The sequence below is a fragment of the Rhodoferax antarcticus ANT.BR genome (genome assembly GCF_001938565.1).
Lineage (GTDB): Bacteria > Pseudomonadota > Gammaproteobacteria > Burkholderiales > Burkholderiaceae_C > Rhodoferax > Rhodoferax antarcticus.
On record NZ_MSYM01000008.1, the window covers coordinates 144,345 to 163,385 of the forward strand.

General features: G+C 60.0%; 15 protein-coding genes and 1 pseudogene. 10 read left to right on the plus strand and 6 right to left on the minus strand.

All coding sequences use genetic code 11. The features are described 5' to 3' along the window. Positions 1-4 precede the first annotated feature (4 nt). A complete protein-coding gene (locus tag BLL52_RS05620; protein ID WP_075585724.1) occupies positions 5-1,261 on the plus strand; it encodes a Zn-dependent hydrolase in 1,257 nt (418 codons plus the stop codon). Between the two features lie 145 nt (positions 1,262-1,406). On the opposite strand, the gene BLL52_RS05625 is transcribed toward BLL52_RS05620, so the two are convergent. Genes BLL52_RS05625 through BLL52_RS05635 form a run of 3 tightly spaced genes read right to left on the minus strand, consistent with a single transcriptional unit; the run spans position 1,407 to position 3,670 of the window. Further along, positions 1,407-2,783 carry an ISL3 family transposase gene (locus BLL52_RS05625; RefSeq protein ID WP_075585725.1) on the minus strand — a complete coding sequence of 459 codons (1,377 nt, stop codon included), beginning with the start codon at positions 2,781-2,783 and terminating at the stop codon, positions 1,407-1,409. A 2-nt stretch (positions 2,784-2,785) separates the two neighbouring features. Beyond that, entirely contained in the window at positions 2,786-2,932 is a 147-nt protein-coding gene (locus BLL52_RS05630) for a hypothetical protein (RefSeq protein WP_198930597.1), read from the minus strand. Positions 2,933-2,944: 12 nt separating this feature from the next. Further along, positions 2,945-3,670, minus strand: a complete 726-nt coding sequence (locus tag BLL52_RS05635) for a hypothetical protein (protein ID WP_075585726.1) — start codon at positions 3,668-3,670, stop codon at positions 2,945-2,947. Positions 3,671-4,012: 342 nt separating this feature from the next. Between BLL52_RS05635 and BLL52_RS20280 the strand changes: the two are divergent. The 9 genes and pseudogenes from BLL52_RS20280 to BLL52_RS05680 all read left to right on the plus strand — a co-directional run. Next, a pseudogene (locus BLL52_RS20280) lies at positions 4,013-4,087 on the plus strand (ABC transporter permease); the annotation flags it as partial. 174 nt (positions 4,088-4,261) lie between these two features. Beyond that, the gene (locus BLL52_RS05645; RefSeq protein WP_083633803.1) at positions 4,262-4,720 is read left to right on the plus strand and encodes an antitoxin PaaA2 family protein; all 459 of its coding nucleotides are present in this window, start codon (positions 4,262-4,264) and stop codon (positions 4,718-4,720) included. Further along, positions 4,717-5,001, plus strand: a complete 285-nt coding sequence (locus BLL52_RS05650; RefSeq protein ID WP_083633804.1) for a type II toxin-antitoxin system RelE/ParE family toxin — start codon at positions 4,717-4,719, stop codon at positions 4,999-5,001. The genes BLL52_RS05645 and BLL52_RS05650 overlap by 4 nt, the downstream gene beginning before the upstream one ends. Before the next feature lie 166 nt (positions 5,002-5,167). After that, positions 5,168-6,499: a sensor domain-containing diguanylate cyclase gene (locus BLL52_RS05655; RefSeq protein WP_075585728.1), complete on the plus strand. Its 1,332-nt coding sequence runs from the start codon at positions 5,168-5,170 to the stop codon at positions 6,497-6,499. A 44-nt stretch (positions 6,500-6,543) separates the two neighbouring features. Beyond that, on the plus strand, positions 6,544-7,818 hold the full coding sequence (locus tag BLL52_RS05660; protein ID WP_075585729.1) for an amidohydrolase family protein: 1,275 nt from the start codon (positions 6,544-6,546) through the stop codon (positions 7,816-7,818). A gap of 231 nt (positions 7,819-8,049) precedes the next feature. Further along, positions 8,050-9,030 carry a sugar ABC transporter substrate-binding protein gene (locus BLL52_RS05665; RefSeq protein WP_075585730.1) on the plus strand — a complete coding sequence of 327 codons (981 nt, stop codon included), beginning with the start codon at positions 8,050-8,052 and terminating at the stop codon, positions 9,028-9,030. Positions 9,031-9,045: 15 nt separating this feature from the next. After that, entirely contained in the window at positions 9,046-11,400 is a 2,355-nt protein-coding gene (locus tag BLL52_RS05670; protein ID WP_075585731.1) for a hybrid sensor histidine kinase/response regulator, read from the plus strand. Between the two features lie 27 nt (positions 11,401-11,427). Further along, positions 11,428-13,566 (plus strand): GGDEF/EAL domain-containing response regulator, encoded by a 2,139-nt coding sequence (locus BLL52_RS05675; protein WP_075585732.1) that lies wholly within the window; start codon positions 11,428-11,430, stop codon positions 13,564-13,566. Then, a complete protein-coding gene (locus BLL52_RS05680; RefSeq protein WP_083633806.1) occupies positions 13,536-16,223 on the plus strand; it encodes a response regulator in 2,688 nt (895 codons plus the stop codon). Before BLL52_RS05675 ends, BLL52_RS05680 begins: the two co-directional genes overlap by 31 nt. A 25-nt stretch (positions 16,224-16,248) precedes the next feature. On the opposite strand, the gene BLL52_RS05685 is transcribed toward BLL52_RS05680, so the two are convergent. The 3 genes from BLL52_RS05685 to BLL52_RS05695 all read right to left on the minus strand — a co-directional run bounded on the left by BLL52_RS05685 (position 16,249) and on the right by BLL52_RS05695 (position 19,041). Beyond that, on the minus strand, positions 16,249-17,886 hold the full coding sequence (locus BLL52_RS05685; RefSeq protein ID WP_075585734.1) for an NAD-dependent malic enzyme: 1,638 nt from the start codon (positions 17,884-17,886) through the stop codon (positions 16,249-16,251). 168 nt (positions 17,887-18,054) lie between these two features. Next, positions 18,055-18,549: a hemerythrin domain-containing protein gene (locus tag BLL52_RS05690; protein ID WP_075585735.1), complete on the minus strand. Its 495-nt coding sequence runs from the start codon at positions 18,547-18,549 to the stop codon at positions 18,055-18,057. A 123-nt stretch (positions 18,550-18,672) separates the two neighbouring features. Further along, on the minus strand, positions 18,673-19,041 hold the full coding sequence (locus BLL52_RS05695) for a thioredoxin family protein (RefSeq protein ID WP_075585736.1): 369 nt from the start codon (positions 19,039-19,041) through the stop codon (positions 18,673-18,675).

Genomic DNA, 19,041 nt, shown 5'->3' on the forward strand with positions numbered 1-19,041 from the left:
TGACATGACAACCACAACTCTAGACCTCAGTGCCCTGCGCATCAACGGCCAACGCCTCTGGGACAGCCTGATGGCGCTCGCCAAAATCGGCGAAACCCCAAAAGGTGGTGTCTGCCGCTTAACCCTGACCGACCTAGACAAACAAGGCCGCGACCTGGTCACCAAATGGGCCCGTGAAGCTGGCCTGACTGTGACGATCGACAAAATCGGCAACGGCTTCATGCGCCGCCCGGGACGCAGCAACGCTTTACCCCCGATCGTCACCGGCAGCCACATCGACACCCAGCCTACTGGCGGCAAGTTTGATGGCAACTACGGCGTGCTGGCCGGGCTGGAAGTCATGCGCACCTTGAACGACCACAATATCGAAACCGAAGCGCCTGTTGAGGTGAGCTTCTGGACCAACGAGGAAGGCTCGCGCTTTGTGCCGGTGATGATGGGCTCGGGCGTGTTCGCCAAGGCCTTCACGCTGGAACATGCCTACGCAGCCAAAGACATTGACGGCAAATCGGTCGGTGACGAACTGGCGCGCATTGGCTACATCGGCGAGCAGGAACCCGGCGATCACCCGATTGGCGCTTTTTTTGAGACCCACATCGAACAAGGCCCGGTGCTTGAAGACAACAACGTGACCATCGGCGTGGTGCAAGGCGTGCTGGGCATCCGCTGGTTTGACTGCACCGTGACCGGCATGGAGGCCCATGCGGGCCCAACGCCGATGGCGCTGCGTAAAGATGCGCTGCAGATCGCCACGCACATCATGCAAGAGGTGGTGGCTACGGCCATGCGCCATCAACCACACGGACGTGGCACGGTGGGCATGGTGCAGGTGTTTCCGAACAGCCGCAACGTGATTCCCGGCACCGTCAAATTCAGCATCGACCTGCGCAACGCCACCGACGCGCTGGTGGACCGGATGGCCGACGAGGTAAAAGCCTTTGCTGCCAGTCTGAGCGCTAAAACTGGGCTGGACGTGAAGATCGAGATAGTTTCCAGCTACCCGGCACAGGCTTTTCACGACGACTGCAAAAACGCCGTGGCCAAGGCCGCCGCCAAGCTGGGTTACAGCAACATGCCGGTGGTCAGCGGCGCCGGGCACGACGCGGTCTACATGGCGAAGCTGGCACCCACCGGCATGATCTTCATCCCCTGCCTGAACGGCATCAGCCACAACGAGATCGAGAGCGCCACGCCGGAGCACATCACCGCAGGCTGCAATGTGCTGCTGCATGCGATGCTGCAGCGCGCTGGGGTGGTTTAAGGTACGACCCGCTCAATGTCTGTGAAGTTGCCAAACTGCGCGTCTGTTTGGTTCTCTAACTTGACCCCCGCAGGGACCCATGCGCTTGATGGACGAGTGAATCGTTACTTTTTTGGGGTATTCGTAAAACCGTGCTGTAAACCACTTAAAGCTTCCCGGCTTCTATCAAGCGAGTCAGTGTTGAAATGTTTGCACCGTAGTTCTTTGCTGGGCCAACGTGCCGGTGTTGGTCAGCGACTTTCGGCGACTTGATCGTTGGCAGGCCATAGCCCATCGCCTCATCCGGTACACCCATTCCAACGCCCACCAGCGCAGGTTCGCGCTTCCTTTCAAACTTCGGCCTTGCCTGTTTGTTGGCGTGAACGCCTTCGGTGTAAAGAATTTTGGCTCTCAGAGCTTCAAAGCTGTAACCCCGACCCATCCTGTCCATTACCCGAATCAAGCTGTTCAGTGATTCGGTATATGCGTTCGTGACTTGGTGGTCGAAGTAATTCAGAATCCATGGCTGCCAATTGGTGAACGCCCGAATTAGGTCAGCGAAGTAGGGTTGGATTTCCGGCGAAACATCCCGGTGCCAAGCCGCATAGCGCGTTAGCACCTCTTCCTTGCTGCCCAGCCCTTCATAGATGCCGTAGAAAGCCTCCTTGAGCCTGTACGCTTCGCCCAGCACCGGATAGTTCTTTGTCCAACCATCCAGATTCAAGCGCTCTTTGTCGTTCAGATCACGCTCACGCTTGAGCAACACAAAGCGGTCGTGCATCAAGCCGCGTCTCTGTGCTAATGTCAGTTGCGCCCGCAAGCCTTTGCGGGCTTTCTCCATAGCGTCGTTCGCCATTCTGACAACGTGGAACTTGTCGATCACTATCTTGGCTTGCGGCATGACCGCAGATACCGCATCACGGTATGGTGTCCACATGTCCATCGCCACGAACTGCACCTTGTCATGCTGGGCCATCCGGGTCAGGTACTTGGCCACCGTGTCCTTGTTCCGGTTCACCAGCATGTCCACGATAGTGTTGTTCTGGATATTGGTAATGACACAGCGCGGTTTGATGAGATCAATCTCATCAATGCCCATCCATTTTGGAGTCTCGAAACGAACCGTTTTTCCCAGCTCTTTGACGCAATCTCGGAAGATATTGCGGATCGTGCCTTCGACTACGCCGGTTTCCTCAGCCAGTGAAGTGAAGGTGCGCTTTAGGGACTGCTTGCCGATCCACTGCATCAGCCGCTCGGTCATCATCCGGTTCTCGGCCAGCAGCGGGAGCACCTGCGAGAAGGTCTTGCTGCATGACTGGCAACGCAAACGCTTGGTGTCGATATAGAGGCCAACACGCTTGCCGTGCATCGGCATGTCTTTGAACACCTGCTCACGGGTGCCCCACGAGGTCAGACGATCTGACTGGCAGTGTGGACACGCCTTGGTGGCTGCTACTGGCTCGGTGGTGATGTGGTAGTCGTGTTCCGATTCTTCGACCCGCAGTACCCGGTATTGGGGGAGGTTCAGGATGTTCGCGGGCATCGTCAGTCCCGGCGCATGTATTCAAAGTGATGGTCGCCGTATGCGGCACTGCCATTGCCGCCAAATGGCTCGGCAAACTCATGCAGAACGATCAGGGAGGCGGCGTGCTCATCCATCGGGAAGGACGCGCCATGTGGCTCGCTGTACATCTCTAAGGTAGCTCATGGCTCCATCCCGTAATCGTCGGAACGGTCAGCTTCCAAATCGCACACTCGATCAAAAATTACCGTGGCAACGTGCGAGCAAGCTGCTTTGACCGCGCCCCAGTCATGCCAGCGCGGATCAAGGCTCTTGTACTCGCTCAGTTCAGTTTCCTCCAAGTCGTATGGAACGGCGTTGGCGAGTTGAACTTGCAATTGCTGCAAAGGAGATTCACCGCTGGATTGACAGTACAACCGATCAAACGATTGCAACGCAAGTGCAACGCCGTTGTCACCTATGTGATCTGCCAATGCAACGAAGTCAAGGTAATCCCGTGTTGCGTTGCGCTTGAGAATCAAAATTCCTTTTATGCGGAGAATCTCTCCCTCGGTGGGCACGGTTAATATTTGACCGTGGTAGTCGAGCACCGTTGTTTCTAAAGGTTCGTCTCGGTACAACTGTCGTATCCCAGTCTCAATTCCATCAAGACTTCCGAGGATCAGCACCGGACGATTGACACGGGCAGTCTTCCACCCGGCAACTGATTCCAGTTCGGCGAAAACATCATCAAATCGAAAGCGAAGATCAGTCAGGATGTGGTCCGCGTCCCGCGAGAACCTGTGTTCTGCATGGATGGCGGATGCTGTTCCGCCCACTAGCACCGCATCAGGGATGATGCGTTGGAGTCGTGCGGCAGACGAAAGGACAAGCTCCCAATCAGGAAGTTGTTTGGTGTTCTTCAACATAGTGCATCCAGAAGTGGTAGCGCTGTGCGTAAGGGTCAGCAACGTATGGGCGACAAATGCGCTGAACTTTGTCGAGTAACGATAGGTCGTTCAGAGCTGCCCGACGCAGATCAGCCCAGTCCCGCCAACGCCCACGCGAAATCACGTCGTCGATGGCGGCGAGGGTGAATCGCTGGTGGTTAAGGTGCCGATGCAACATGATGCGCCAATAAGTATTTACGATTTTCTAATGGTTGAATCATAGCGAATTACGCCACGAAATGCAACACTGTTTTACGATTTATTCCAGCTATTACTAGCGTCTTATGAAACCTCGTTCCAACACGGTTTTACGAATACCCCTTTTTCAACATGGTCAATGGCCGCGGGTGGATTTGCGTGGCGCTGGTGGTGTTTGCCTCCTGGTGGCCCGCAAGGCCAGCTAGCCGCAGGCGCTGATGAAACCCTACCGCAAAGGCGAGCGCTAGCCCCGTTGGGATAGAGCCGGGGGTCAGGGCATGAAAATGCTGAAAGCGATGCCGAATAGCAACTAACTATTATTTGATACGCCAATAATTATTAAACTAGCGCCATCCAACAGCTGAAAGCCCCATGATGCACACCCTGAACTTTGCGCAACTCAAGGCCGCAACACTCTGCGGTGGCGTGACCGACGTGACCCTGCGCGGCGACGGTGCGGCGTTTGTGGTCAGTATTCAAACCCGCAGCGGCGAGGCGATCATGGTCACCACCCGCAAGCAGCCGCGCCGCTTTGCCGATCCGCGCAAAGCCCTGCAACTGCTGCGCGGCATCGGCCTGCACGAGTGCCGCATCGACACCACCGACTGGCACCCCGAAGCCCACGCGCTGGAAAAAGTTCCCCGCCCGGACCGCAGCGCAGCGCTCAAAGCCGCCCACGAAGCCGCGCAGGCCGACGCCGACTACGACCGCTGGTTTCATGCCAAGGTGCAGGCCGCCCTAGACGACCCCCGGCCCGCCATTGAGCCCGAAGATTGGCCACAGATTCGCACCCAGCGGTTGGCCGGGCTCAAACAACGGTTGGGGCTGTGAGCAAGCTGCTGCGCGTGCGGCGCTTGCCCCGCTATGTGGACGACCTAGATAGCATTGCCGAGTTCATCGCACCCTCAGACCCGCAGGCCGCGTTTGAGCTGTGGCAACTGGTCGACGAACAAGTTGAAAAACTGGCCGATCCCAACTTTCCCCGCCGCCGGGGCCGCAAAGCAGGCACGTGGGAATTGGTTGCGCATCCGAACTACATCGTTTTGCTGCAGCAAAATGAAACAACGGTCACCGCGCTGGCCGTGCTCCACGTTGCCCGCCAGTACCCGTGAAATAACACATAAATCAGCCTCTAGCCCACGTTCAATAAGCGCCACAAGCTATTTAAAGAGGAGCGTTCAGTACCGCTACGCCCAACCGTCACACCGATTGGTGTTTAATTCATCCTTTCGGCGATCCCGCCCTCGCCTATCACTCGACGTTCCGAGACTATTCATCATGCCAATGCCCCACGGGCTGTGCACAGCCCTGTTCAAACATCTGCCCGATGCGGTGTTTTTGATTGATCCTGACTCCGCCCACATCCTCGATTGCAACGACGCGGCACTGACGCATCTCGGCCGGCAACGCAGCGAGGTGCTGGGCCAATCGGTGCTCAGCCTGCAAACCGGTGTGGCAGGCCCTGACCAGTGGCGCAGCATGAGCCAGGCCATTCGCGCCAGCGACAACTTTGTCCATATTGGTGAGCACCGCCACCCGTCTGGTAGCAGCGTGCCGGTACAACTCCACATCAGCCACTTCGTGCACGACGGGCGCGAGTATTTCCTGTCGACGACCCGCAATATCAGCCAGCGCCAGGCGCTGGAGCGCGACCTGCATAGCCGCGACGCCCAACTGCGCTACGCCCTGAACGAAGCCTCTGACGGTTTGTGGGACTGGAACCTGCTGACCAACGAGGTGTATTTCAGCCCGCAACTGGCGCGTATGCTGGGTTATGGCCCGCATGAGATAAAAGCCACACTGGAGACTTGGCTCAGCAAGGTGCACCCGGAAGATAGCCTGTGGGTGAACCGCGCGAAACAAGAGCATATTGACGGTCAGCGCAGCCGCTTTAACGCCGAATACCGGCTGCGCAACCGCAGCGGTCATTACCTGTGGGTGCATGACCGAGGGCGTATTTGCGAGCGCGATGCCAACGGCCAACCCGCCCGCATGATCGGCATGGTGCACAACATTACCGACAAGAAAACCATCGAACTCACCCTGCAGGCCATGGCCTCGCACGACACACTCACCGGCCTGCATAACCGGCGCGAATGCGACTTGCTGCTGGGCCGCCAGGTGGACTTGTGCCACCGGCTGGAAATTCCCCTGGGCTTGTGCTTTTTGGACATTGACAACTTCAAGAGCGTCAACGACGACTTTGGCCATGCTGTCGGCGACAAAGTGTTGCGGCGTGTGGCGCAGACGATTGCTGGCGAGGTCCGCAGCACCGACGACCTGTCTCGGTGCGGCGGCGAAGAGTTTCTGTTGCTGTGCACCGACACCCCCGAGCCAGACTTGCTTCACCTGGCTGAAAAGCTGCGCAGCAAGATTGCCGCCATCAACTGGGACGATATCGCTGGCCTGCCCGCGCTGACCTGCAGCTTCGGCGTGGCGGTGTTTCCAGACCACGCTGACACCGCCGAGAGCCTGTTCATTGCCGCCGAATCGGCGCTAACCCGTGCCAAAGGCCTGGGCCGCAACCGCGTCGAATCTGCCTCAGCGCTGATGTCGACTCCCATCGGTTTTCAGAGATTTAAGGCCAGTAGCCCTGCAGACCTTGACTAACAAAGGTCTATTGCTCTTTTAAAGATAGTATTTCATTTTGCGTCATGTTGGACTTATTGATTCACAACGCCACCCTGCCCGACGCTCGCAGCGGCATGTCAGTGGCGGTGCAAGCCGGCCAGATCGTCGCCGTGGCCGCTGGCCTGCAAGCGCCCGCGCAGCAAACGCTGGACGCGCAGGGCTACCTGCTGAGCACGCCGTTTGTCGATGCGCACTTTCACATGGACGCCACGCTCTCTTACGGGCTGCCGCGCATCAACCAGTCAGGCACGCTGTTAGAGGGCATTGCAGTTTGGGGCGAACTCAAACCGCTGCTCACCCAAGAAGCCCTGATCGAACGCGCGCTGGCCTACTGCGATTGGGCGGTGGCCAAGGGCCTGCTGGCCATTCGCACGCATGTAGATGTATGTGACGACCGTTTGCTGGCGGTGGACGCACTGCTGGAGGTCAAGCGGCAGGTGGCACCCTACATCGACCTGCAACTGGTGGCATTTCCGCAAGACGGCGTGCTGCGCTCCCCCAGCGCGCTGGCCAACCTGAAACGCGCACTCGACAAGGGTGTGGACGTGGTCGGTGGCATCCCCCACTTTGAGCGCACCATGCAGGACGGCGCTGCCAGCGTCAAACTGCTGTGTGAACTGGCCGCCGAACGCGGCCTGCGGGTGGACATGCACTGCGACGAGTCGGATGACCCGCTCTCGCGCCACGTCGAAACCCTGGCGTTCGAGACGCAGCGCCTGGGTCTGCACGGCCGCGTCACCGGATCGCATTTGACCAGCATGCACAGCATGGACAACTATTACGTGTCAAAACTCATCGCGCTGATGGCTGAAGCGCAGTTGCACGCTGTGGCCAACCCGCTGATCAACATCACCTTGCAAGGCCGCCATGACAGCTACCCCAAGCGCCGTGGCATGACGCGTGTGCCCGAGCTGCTGGGCGCCGGCATCAACGTCGCCTTTGGCCACGACTGCGTGATGGACCCGTGGTACAGCTTGGGCTCAGGTGACATGCTCGAAGTCGCTCATATGGGCCTGCATGTGGCGCAAATGACCAGCCAGGCCGCCATGCACCAATGTTTTGATGCGGTCACGCGCAACGCCGCGCGCGTCATGGGACTCGAAAAATATGGCCTGGAGGTCGGCTGCCATGCCGACTTTTGCCTGCTACAAGCGCGCAGCCCGGTAGAAGCCCTGCGCCTGCGCGCCACCCGGCTGAAGGTCTTCAAGCGCGGCCAGCTGCTGGCCGAGTCAGCACCCTCAGAAGCGCAGCTCCACCTGCCTGGTAGACCCGGGCACACCCATTGGGCGACGGCGTAACCCGAAACGTTCGCCATAACATGCACGTTTGTCTTGTCAGCTTTGGGCGCATTGCGTCGTTCCAAATCGTTTGTTTAGCAGAACTAAACGGCACGCTTTGCGCCGAGCACTGCATCCCAAAGCCGACACCCAAATGCACAGCTTATGACCTCACGAGCCCTAACACTTGAGGTGTCCAATGCGCTTTGCGCGCTAGTCGGCAAGGACCAAATTTTTTCCTGAAAGCCCTTCATGAATATCCTGCACTTTTTGCCCCCGGTATTGCTCAGCATCGGCCTGATGGGCTGCGGCCAGTCGTCTGGGCCTAGCGTGAATTCGCCGCCACAGGCTGCTGCGCCAGCATCTGCGCCGCTGGTCAAAAAAGAGGTGGGGCTGGTCATGAAAACGCTGACCAACCCGTTCTTTGTCGAGATGGAAAAAGGCGCCCGGCGCGCCGAGAACGAACTTGGCATTAGCCTCACCGTCAAAACCGCTGCCCAGGAAACCTCGATTGAGCAGCAAATCCAGCTCGTCGAAGACCTGATTGCGGCCAAAGTGAATGCCATCGTCATCGCCCCAGGCGATTCGCAACGGCTGATTCCGGCGCTGAAAAAGGCGCGTGATGCGGGCATCAGTATCGTCAACATCGACAACCGGCTGGACCCCGAGGCCGTCAAACAAGCGGGCATGGCCCCCGTGCCGTTTGTCAGCGTAGACAACGAAGCCGGTGCCTACAAGGTCGGCAAGTTCCTGGCTGAGGGCATCACCAGCCCCACTCAGGCCGCCATTCTGGAAGGCATCCGCAGTGCTGACAATGCCCAGCAGCGCGCCGCCGGTGCCCGGCGCGCCTTCACTGAGAACCCGAAGATCACGCTGGTGGCCTCCGAAACTGCCAACTGGAAGATTGACGAGGCCTACACCGTCACCCAGCAGATGTTTGCCCAGCATCCGCAAATCAAGCTGCTGTTTGCCGCCAACGATGTCATGGCCATCGGTGCCCTCAAATACCTGCAGGAAAGTCAGCGTCCGGGGGTCAAGGTCGCCGGTTTTGACGCCCTGGACGAGGCTATTGCCGAGATTCGCAATCAGCGCCTGGCCGCCACCGTGGACCAACAGGCCAGCGAGCAGGGTTACCAGGGCGTGGCGCTGGCGCTGCGACTCACCCAGGGCAGCAGCGTGCCCAACATCACCACCATTGACACCCAGCTCGTCACCGCGGGCAACCTCCCATAACGGGTGGTCTTTGGCGTGAAAAGGCGCTCTGGCTCCACCGTCAAGCTGATCGGCTTCCTGCTGGCTGCAGGGGTGTTGCCGCTGATTTTGCTGGGTGCCATCGCCTTTGAAATGTCCAAGCGCATCGTCACCGAACAGGCCGAGGTGGAAAACACCCGCCTGCTGTCAAGTTTTGCCTCTTATTTCAACCTGTACCAGGACCAAGTCGCGGATCTGGCGGCCAGCGTGGCCGGTAATGCCGAGGTCGGTCAGGCGCTCAGGCGCGCCGACGAGCAGTCTGCCGATGCCTTCAATGCGTTGGAGTTGCGCGCGCGCATTGGCTACATCCTTAACAGCTATGTGCGCGTCAAAGGGCTGGTGTCGATCAACGTGTTTTCCCGCCATGGGGCCCGTTTTCAGGTGGGTGAAACGCTCGACGTCAGCCCGGTAAACACCGCCCAGGTGAGCCAACTGCTGCAAGAAGCCAGCGCTGCCAGCACACCGACCCTGTGGCGCGGCGTGTTTGACAATATCAACACGCGCTCGGAGGCGAAAAAAGCCATCAGCGTCACCCGGGTGATCCAGCACTTTTCGCCCGTCACCGGCAAATCGGATGCGGTGGGCGTGCTGGTAATCAGCCTCAATAACGACCTCATGAACAGCTTTTTGCAAGGCGCACCGCTGGCGCCCGCAAGCCAGCTCATGGGGGTCGATGCACAAGGCCGCATCACCCTGCATTCCGACCCGCGCCAGTTTGGCCAGCCAGTGCTACCAGCGCTACTGGCGCTGATGCGCTCGCCAGTAGCGGTGCCCCGGCTGGTGCTGGACGGCCAGAATGTGCTGATGCAGGTGATACCCGCGCACAACCAGCAAGACATGCTGGCGGTGATCAAGCCCAGCTATTTGCTGACGCAGAAGGTCAACCAGTTGGCCGTCTTCACCCTGGGGCTGGTACTGCTGGCCGTGCTGGCGGTGCTGGCACTGGCCTGGGCCTTCACGCGCAGCGTGGTGTCCCCGATACGGGCGGTGTCGCTGGGCTTTGGGCAAATTGCCAACCACTCTGCACAGCAGGTGCCGCTGCCCATAGGCAAAGCCACCGAGGAAATTGCCCAGCTGATTCAGGGCTACAACAACCACCTGCTGGCCCTGCAAAGTCAGGCCGCGGCCGCCGCAGAACTGCGACATGCGAAAAACGAGGCAGAAACCGCCAACCTGGCCAAGAGCCGCTTTCTGGCCATGATGAGCCACGAGATCCGCACGCCGATGAACGGTATCCTGGGCATGGCGCAACTGCTGCTGACCCCGCGCTTAAGCGAGCGCGACCGGCTGGACTACGCGCGCACCGTACTGAGCTCGGGCCAGTCGCTGCTGGGGCTGCTCAACGACATCCTTGATCTGTCCAAGATCGAGGCCGGTAAATTCCAGCTGGACCTGACCGAGGTCGACCCGGCCGAGTTGCTGGCGCAAACCCAGGCGCTGTTTTCCGGGGCGGCCAAAAACAAGTCACTCACACTCACCTGCACCTGGCAAGGCCCCACCATGCGACGCTACCGCACCGACGGGCACCGGCTGCGCCAGATGCTGGCCAACCTGGCGGGCAACGCCATCAAGTTCACCGCTGCCGGGCAGGTCCAGGTGCAGGCCAGCGAGGTCGCGCAGACAGGCGGCAGCGCCCTGCTGGAGTTTGCCGTGACCGACACCGGGCCAGGCATTGCAGCGGACAAGCTCGACTTGCTGTTCAAACCGTTTTCGCAGACTGACAGCAGCACCACCCGGGAGTTTGGTGGCAGCGGGCTGGGGCTATCGATTGTCAGCAGTCTGGCAAAGTTGCTGGGCGGCGAGGTCGGGGTGGACAGCCAGCTGGGCCAAGGCACGCGCTTCTGGTTTCGGGTGCGCTGCGAAGTTCTGGCTGACGGCCCGCCATCGCAGCCACCGGTGGCAATTGGCCCACTTGCGGCCCGCCAAGCCGATTCTGCAGCGCCAAGCAACCAGGTGACACCGGCTCTGCAGGGTCGGGTTCTGGTGGTGGAAGACAACGCGGTGAACCGCATGGTGATCAAGGGGCTGCTGGCGCAAACGGGCGTGACGGTGGCTGTCTCGCATGACGGGCAGGAGGCCCTGCTGCGCATACAGAACGGCGGGCGTTTTGATGTCATCCTGATGGATTTGCAGATGCCAGTGATGGACGGCTACACAGCCACCATCGCCATCCGGCAGTGGCAAGCGCAAGCCGGCCAACCGCACACACCCATCATTGCCCTCACGGCCGATGCCTTTGAAGAAGACCGCCAACGCTGCCTGGCCGTGGGCATGAATGACTTTTTGACCAAGCCCATTGCCCTGCGCGCCTTGATGGCAACCTTACAGCCCCACCTACCCCAACGCGCATAATCGTCAGCATTACAAAAAGATGCCCTGATGACACAAGCCAAGCCGACTATTCTGGCCATGGATGACACGCCGGTCAACCTGTTGACGTTGGGCGCGGCACTGAAGGATGAGTTTGATCTGCAGTTGGCGACGTCGGGCGAAATGGGCCTGCGTCTGGCCCGGCAAAATCCACCTGACCTGATCCTGCTGGACATCATGATGCCCGGTATGGACGGCTTTGAGACCTGCCGCCAACTCCAGGCTGACCCCTTGCTGGCCCTTATTCCGGTCATTTTTGTCACCGCCTTGCAAGGGCATGAAGCCGAAACCCAGGGGCTGCAACTGGGTGCGCGCGACTACATCGCCAAACCAATCCAGGTGGACACCGCGCGCCAGCGCATCCGCAACCTGCTGGAGCATGAGCGCCTGCGTAAGCAGGTGGCGAGCCAGCGTGACCTGCTGGCCCTGAACCTGGCCGAACGCCAGGCCAGCGACGACAAGCTCAAGCTCGCTGCCAGCGTCTTCACCACTGCCCGCGAAGGCATCACCATCACCGATACCAACGGCAGTATTTTGGATGTCAATGAGGCCTTTTCCCGCATCACCGGCTACAGCCGCGAAGAGGTGCTGGGTCAAAACCCGCGGTTTCTGAACTCGGGCCAGCAAAGCAGGGATTTTTACGACGCCATGTGGCGCGAAATCCTGAACAAGGGTCACTGGTACGGCGAAATCTGGAACCGCCGAAAAGACGGGCAGATTTACGCGCAGATGCTCACCATCACCACCGTGCGCCACGACAACGGCGAGCCGAGCAACTTTGTGGCGATGTTTTCCGACATCACCGCCCTCAAGGAACATCAGGCCAAGCTTGACCACATGGCCCATTACGACGTGCTCACCGGCCTACCCAACCGCGTGCTGCTGGCCGACCGACTGAGCCAGGGCATGATTCAGGCGCAGCGCCGCCAGCAACTGCTGGCGGTGGTGTTTGTGGACCTGGACGGCTTCAAAAGCATCAACGACGCCTATGGCCATGAGGTCGGTGACCAGTTGCTGATGGCCACTGCACGCAACATGAAAAGCGTCTTGCGCGAAAGCGACACCCTGGCGCGCATCGGCGGTGACGAATTTGTCGCTGTGCTGGTGGATCTTGACAGTACGCTGAGTGGCGGCACGTTGCTGAACCGTTTGTTGGAAACGGCGTCGCGGGCAGTTTCGCTGGGCGGGCGCGAGCTGCGGATCTCTGCCAGCATGGGCGTGACCTACTACCCACAAGATATTGACATCGACGCCGATCAACTCTTGCGCCAGGCTGACCACGCCATGTACCAGGCCAAGCTGGCCGGCAAGAACCGCCACCAAGTGTTTGATACCCAGCAAGACCTGGGCCTGCGCAGCCACCATGAGAGCCTGGCGCGTGTGCGCCAGGCCATGCTGGCCAACGAACTGGTGCTGTTTTACCAGCCCCAGGTGAATATGCGCAGTGGCCGGGTGATCGGGGCAGAGGCACTGATCCGCTGGCAGCACCCTGACCAAGGCCTGCTGCAGCCTGCTGCTTTTCTGCCGCTGATTGAAGACACGCCCCTGGCCATCGAAGTGGGTGAGTGGGTAATCAAGACCGCGCTGCAGCAACTTGACCAATGGCACAGCAGCGGTCTGCAGTTGCCAGTCAGCGTGAATGTGGGTGCCCGCCAGTTGCAACAGAACAACTTTGTGGCGCGCCTGGAAGAAACACTGGCGCGCCATCCAGATATCGCACCCGGCGATTTGTCGATAGAAGTGCTGGAAACCAGCGCCCTGGAAGACTTGGCAGGTATCTCCTCGGTGATCGCCCAGTGCAAGCGCCTGGGTGTGGACTTTGCGCTGGACGACTTTGGCACCGGTTATTCGTCGCTGACCTACCTGAAACGCCTGCCCGTGTCGCTACTGAAGATGGACCAGAGCTTTGTGCGTGACATGCTGGTGGACCCGGATGACCTGGCCATTTTGGAAGCGGTGATCGGGCTGGCCCGCGCCTTTCGCCGCGCGGTTATCGCCGAAGGCGTGGAAACCATCGCCCACGGCACGCGTCTGCTGGAGATGGGCTGTGATCTGGCCCAGGGTTACGGCATTACCCGGCCCATGCCTGCGGCAGATGTACCCGCCTGGGTGGCGCAATGGCAACCCGATGTGGCCTGGAGCGCATGACGCAACTTGGCCGCCCCATCCCTTTGGACGACACCGCGCACACCCGGCGCATCCTGCTGGTGGAAGACTCTGACGACGACGCGCGGCTGATCGAGCTGCAGCTGTCCGAAGGCCATACCGAGGTGTTTGCGTTGCGCCGCGTCAAAACCATGGCGCAGGTGCAGGCCTTGGCGCAGGCCAACAGTTTTCATCCCGATGTGGTGCTGCTCGACCTGAACCTGCCTGATGCCAGCGGCATTGCCGGTGTGCAGCGCTGCCGCGCCGTGGTGGATGCACCCATCGTGGTGCTCACCGCGCTGGACGACCAGGCCGCCAACCACGCGGTCATCGAATCCGGCGCCGAGGATTACCTGCCCAAGGGTGGCGATGGTGCCGCGCTGCGTCGGGCGGTGCGTTACGCCATGTTGCGTTATCAGCGCGACCGCGACGCGCGCTTGGCCACAGCGGTGTTTAGCCACGCCCATGAGGGCATCATGATCCTCAACCCCAGCGGCATCATCATCGACGTGAACCCGGCGCTGAGCCGCATCAGCGGCTACAGCGCCGGGGAGTTGATCGGACAACACCCGCGCATGCTGCTGTCAAAGGCCCACAAGGCCGAGTCTTACGCCACCTTGTGGCAAAAAATGCTGACACAAGGCGCCTGGCAGGGCGAGCGCACCAACCGCCACAAAGACGGCCGCGACTACACCGCCTGGGAGTCTATGACCCCGTGCCGCAATGCGCAGGGGCGCATCTTGCAGTTCATCGGTGTGATGAGCGACATCACCGAGCGTAAAGAAGCCGAGGCCCTGGTGCTGCAAAGTACCGAGCTGCTGCGCACCGCTATTGATGCGATTGACGAGGCTTTTGTGCTGTATGACACCAGCGACCGGATGGTGTTTTGCAACGACAAATACCGCCTCCTGTACGCCACCAGAGCCGACCTCATCACGCCCGGGGTCAGTTTTGAAGAGGTCATCCGTGAAGGCGTGCGGCACGGCCAGTATCCAGCGGCACTGGGCCGCGAAGAGGCCTGGGTGATGGAACGTATGGCACAGCACCGCTGTGCCAACAGCGTTTTGTCGCAGCGCCTAGACGACGGGCGGGTGCTGCGCATCATCGAGCGCCGACTGCCTGACGGCGGCACCGTAGGTTTTCGCATTGACATCACCGACCTGATGCAAGCCACCGAAGAAGCGCTGGCCGCCAATCTGGCCAAAAGCCGCTTTCTGGCCATCATGAGCCATGAGATCCGCACGCCGATGAACGGCATCCTGGGCATGGCGCAACTGCTGCTGGCGCCAAGCTTGAGCGAGACCGATCGCCTGGACTATGCGCAAACCGTGCTGAGTTCGGGCCAGTCGCTGCTGGGGCTGCTCAACGACATTCTGGATTTATCCAAGATCGAAGCGGGCAAGTTCCAGCTCGACCTGGCCGACCTGAACCCTGCGCAGTTGTTGCAAGACACCCAGGCGCTATTTGCCGGGGCTGCCAGAAACAAAGGTCTGACGCTGAGTGTGGCCTGGTTGGGGCCAGCCGGGCAGCTTTACAGAAGCGACGGTCACCGCCTGCGCCAGATGCTCACCAATCTGGTGGGCAACGCCATCAAGTTCACCGTTGCGGGGCAGATTCATATTGAAGCCACTGAAATCGAGAGAGAAGACCAAGACGACCAAGACGTCACGCTGGAATTTGCGGTGACCGACACCGGCTTAGGCATCGCAGCGGACAAAATCGACTTGCTGTTCAAACCGTTTTCGCAGGCTGACAGCAGCATCACGCGGCAGTTTGGCGGCACCGGACTCGGGCTGTCGATTGTCAGCAGTCTGGCCCGTCTGCTCGGTGGCGAGACGGGGGTGGAAAGTGAGCTGGGCCAGGGCTCGCGGTTCTGGTTTCGGGTGGGTGCCGAACGCGCGCTGACCGTGTCCACAAGACTGCCCACACCCGGCAACCCAGCGGAAAATGACTCAAATATGGTAGCTACTAGCGCAGACTACAAAAGGTCTAGAGGCACTTTAAGCGGTCATATTCTGGTGGTGGAAGACAACTCGGTAAACGCCCTGGTGATTGAGGGTCTGCTGGAACACCTTGGCATGCAGGTCCATCTGGCCCACGATGGCCAGCAGGCCCTCAGCCTGTTGCAAACGCATACCTGCACCCCCGACCTGATCCTGATGGACCTGCAAATGCCGGTAATGGATGGCTACGCTTCGACCCAGGCCATCCGCCAGTGGGAGCAAACGCGGCCAGGCTCAGCCACACCGATCATCGCGCTGACGGCAGACGCGTTTGAGGAAGACCGACAGCGCTGCCTGGCGGTGGGGATGGATGATTTTTTGACCAAGCCGATCGCCCTAGCGGCGCTGGTCAGCGCACTGGAAAAATGGCTGCCCGAGGCCAACCAGCAAGCCACCACGCCCGCCTCAACCGCGCCGCCACAGACGCTGGACTGGCCGCGCTTTGAGGTTGCGCTGGCCAAGCTTATGCCGCTGCTGGCGCTGAACAAGTTTGATGCCATCGCCCAGGTTGAAGCGCTGCAGGCCATGGCCGCCAACACCGCGCTGAGCCCGGCGCTGATGGATGCTGCCAATGCGGTGAAAAACTTGCGTTTCAGCCAGGCCGCTGCGGACCTGGAACGACTTGTGGCTCAGCACCGGCCAGCAGCGCCGGGCTAACGGTTCGACAAAGTTCAAACTCGGCTCAAACGTAAGACGGGTAGCGCGGGTCGAAAACGTGCGCGCGCACCAGCTCCAGCAGGTTTTCCGGTCGCGATTTGGTGGCCAGTCCGCGCTCAAAAATCACCTCAGCCACCGCCACCGCAATGTGCACCGACACCTCACGCACGCTGGTCAGCGGCGGCAACAGGCTGCCCTGCTCCAAATCGGCGGGGGTCACGTAAGCCGCCAGTGTTTGCGCTGCAGCCAAGAACATCTCGTCGGTGATTCGCATGGCACCGGTGGCGATGGCGCCCAGACCCAGGCCGGGGAAGATGTAGGCGTTGTTGCCCTGGCGCGGCACCCTGGTTTTTCCGCAGCACTGCACCGGCGCAAACGGGCTGCCACAAGCAAACAGCGCGCGTCCTTTGGTAGCGTAGTAAGCCTCTTCGGCGGTGCATTCAGCCTTGGAGGTGGGGTTGGACAGGGCAAAAATGATCGGCGCAGCGTTGATCTCGGCCATGGTCTCCAGCACCTCGGTGCTGAACGCCCCGCTGACCGCCGCCACGCCAATGATAGCGGTGGGTTGCAGCGCCTTGAGCGCCGACAAAAAGTCAGCCTGCTCGGCAAAGTCATGGGCGTAAGGCAGCTTCTGCGCGGCCAAGCCGCTGCGTGACTGCACCACCAGGCCTTTGGAGTCGACCAGCCAGCAGCGCTGGCGAGCGCTTTGGAGGTCGGTGCCCTGCGCCACCATGGCAGCCACCAGCAGGTCAGCAATGCCGGTGGCGGCTTCGCCCGCACCGAGGAACAGAAATTTTTCATCCATCAACGCGGTGTCTTTGACCCGCAACGCCGACAACACGCCCGCCAGCGCCACCGCTGCCGTGCCCTGAATGTCGTCATTGAAGGTGCAGATCTTGTCCTGGTACTTTTCCAGCAGGCGAAACGCGTTGTGATTGGCAAAGTCTTCAAACTGGATGATGACGCTGGGGAACACCTCGCGCGCCGCGGTGATGAATTCATCCACCAGTTCGTCATAGGCCGCACCGGTGACCCGGTGGCGGCGCAAGCCGACGTAATACGGGTCGGCCAGCAGGTCTTCGTTGTTGGTGCCCATGTCCAGGGTAATGGGCAGGCAGATGGCGGGGTCAATGCCGGCGCAGGCGGTGTAGAGCGAGAGCTTGCCCACGGGAATACCCATGCCGTTGGCGCCCTGGTCGCCCAGACCCAGAATGCGCTCGCCGTCGGTGACGACGATGATGCCAGCCTTGTATGGCCAGTTTTTCAGAATATCGGCAATGCGGCCGCGGTCGTTGATGCTGATGAACATGCCCCGATGGCGCTGAAAAATATGCCCGAAGCGCTGGCAGGCCAGACCCACCGTGGGCGTGTAGATCAGCGGCATGATCTCGTCGAGGTTGTCACACACCACCCGGAAATACAGCGCCACGTTGCGGTCGTGCAGTGAGCTCAGGGCAATGAATTTTTCCAGCGGGTCGGGCAGGCGGCGCATGTTTTCCAGAAAACGCGCAACCTGCTCATCTTGCGTTTGCACATGCGGAGGCAGCAAGCCACGCAGGTCCAGGCTGTCGCGCTCCACCTCGGTGAACGCTGTCCCTTTGTTGAGCAGAGGGTTTTGCAGCAGGGCAATACCATGCGGGATGGTGTTGGGGTTCACTTTCATGGGTGTCTTCCTCGGGGTGTTGCAGGTGCATCAGCGGGGACCGATAGATGGCTGATAGGCCTGCGATCAATGCTGCCAGTTGCGCTATGGCAGTCTTTTAAAATGCTATATTAATAGTAGCTATTAACCCTTTAAATATGAGGGCTAAAGGCGCTTTTTTCTTATAAATCAGCTGGCGATCCGCTGCTTGCGGGCGGCGAGTTCCTGCGCAAACTGCCCTTTAGCCTCAGGGTAAATCAAAGTTTCTTCGAGCAGGATGTGGTCGTGCAGCAGCGCCAAAAACACTTCGACGCTGTGCTGCAGCTCGGCCATGTCGACCCAGTCTTCGCCGTTGGCAATGGCGCGCAGCATGGGCGCGAGCTCCAGCCAGTTCTGCTCGATCCAACCGTGGTCTTGTTGCAGCGTCTTGACGGCCTGCACCAGTTCGGCGTTGTCGCTGGCGAGCAGCTTGGGGAAAATGTTTTTTTCCTCATCGGCATGGTGCTGGTGCGCCGTGCCGGAGAAAAAGGCTTCAATCTCCCGCATCTGCTGGCGGTACTGCGACTCATCGGCGCCCACCTGCAACTTCTCCAGCACATCGGTCAGTTCGGCCAGATGCTCATGAATTTGCTGGTGGCAGGCATCCAGCGCTTGAAAACGATCAGGTAGGGGCACAGGCTTCATTACTTACTCCTTTTGGGTCGGTCAACATTGACACTCTCAATGCGACTGTAGCTGCAACGGCGACCTAGTTTCGCTGATTTGGCGACGGGTTGTCATTTGTTCCAAATCGGGCTCGCGACAAGATCAGCCAAACTGGCTGCGAATCCGGCCCAGCAGGCCAATGATGCTGACGTCCGTCAGCACTGGCGCGGATGCGTCAGGCATATAGGCGCGCACCAGCCGCTCCAGGGTTTGCGGCTGCGGGGTAATGACACCAAAGAAATGCGGCGTGTAGCCTGTGGCTATCAAGATGGTGGGGAAGTTCTCCACATCCAGCGGCTCCAGCAGATCAGCCTCGTCTTCAATGTCTAGCCAGGCGAACCGGGTGTCGGGGTAGTCCGCCAGAATGTTGGCCTGCACCTGTGCAAAGCTGCTGCGATACGCCTCGCAAACATGGCACCACTGGGCACACAGGCAAACCACCAGCAGCGTGTCAACCGAGGTATCCGACAC

Excerpts from the sequence above, each read along its gene's own strand:
- BLL52_RS05620 (WP_075585724.1), top strand. The coding sequence starts at position 5 with ATGACAACCACAACTCTAGACCTCAGTGCCCTGCGCATCAACGGCCAA.
- BLL52_RS05625 (WP_075585725.1), bottom strand. The coding sequence starts at position 2,783 with ATGCCCGCGAACATCCTGAACCTCCCCCAATACCGGGTACTGCGGGTC.
- BLL52_RS05630 (WP_198930597.1), bottom strand. The coding sequence starts at position 2,932 with ATGTACAGCGAGCCACATGGCGCGTCCTTCCCGATGGATGAGCACGCC.
- BLL52_RS05635 (WP_075585726.1), bottom strand. The coding sequence starts at position 3,670 with ATGTTGAAGAACACCAAACAACTTCCTGATTGGGAGCTTGTCCTTTCG.
- BLL52_RS05645 (WP_083633803.1), top strand. The coding sequence starts at position 4,262 with ATGATGCACACCCTGAACTTTGCGCAACTCAAGGCCGCAACACTCTGC.
- BLL52_RS05655 (WP_075585728.1), top strand. The coding sequence starts at position 5,168 with ATGCCAATGCCCCACGGGCTGTGCACAGCCCTGTTCAAACATCTGCCC.
- BLL52_RS05660 (WP_075585729.1), top strand. The coding sequence starts at position 6,544 with ATGTTGGACTTATTGATTCACAACGCCACCCTGCCCGACGCTCGCAGC.
- BLL52_RS05665 (WP_075585730.1), top strand. The coding sequence starts at position 8,050 with ATGAATATCCTGCACTTTTTGCCCCCGGTATTGCTCAGCATCGGCCTG.
- BLL52_RS05675 (WP_075585732.1), top strand. The coding sequence starts at position 11,428 with ATGACACAAGCCAAGCCGACTATTCTGGCCATGGATGACACGCCGGTC.
- BLL52_RS05680 (WP_083633806.1), top strand. The coding sequence starts at position 13,536 with ATGGCAACCCGATGTGGCCTGGAGCGCATGACGCAACTTGGCCGCCCC.
- BLL52_RS05685 (WP_075585734.1), bottom strand. The coding sequence starts at position 17,886 with ATGAAAGTGAACCCCAACACCATCCCGCATGGTATTGCCCTGCTGCAA.
- BLL52_RS05690 (WP_075585735.1), bottom strand. The coding sequence starts at position 18,549 with ATGAAGCCTGTGCCCCTACCTGATCGTTTTCAAGCGCTGGATGCCTGC.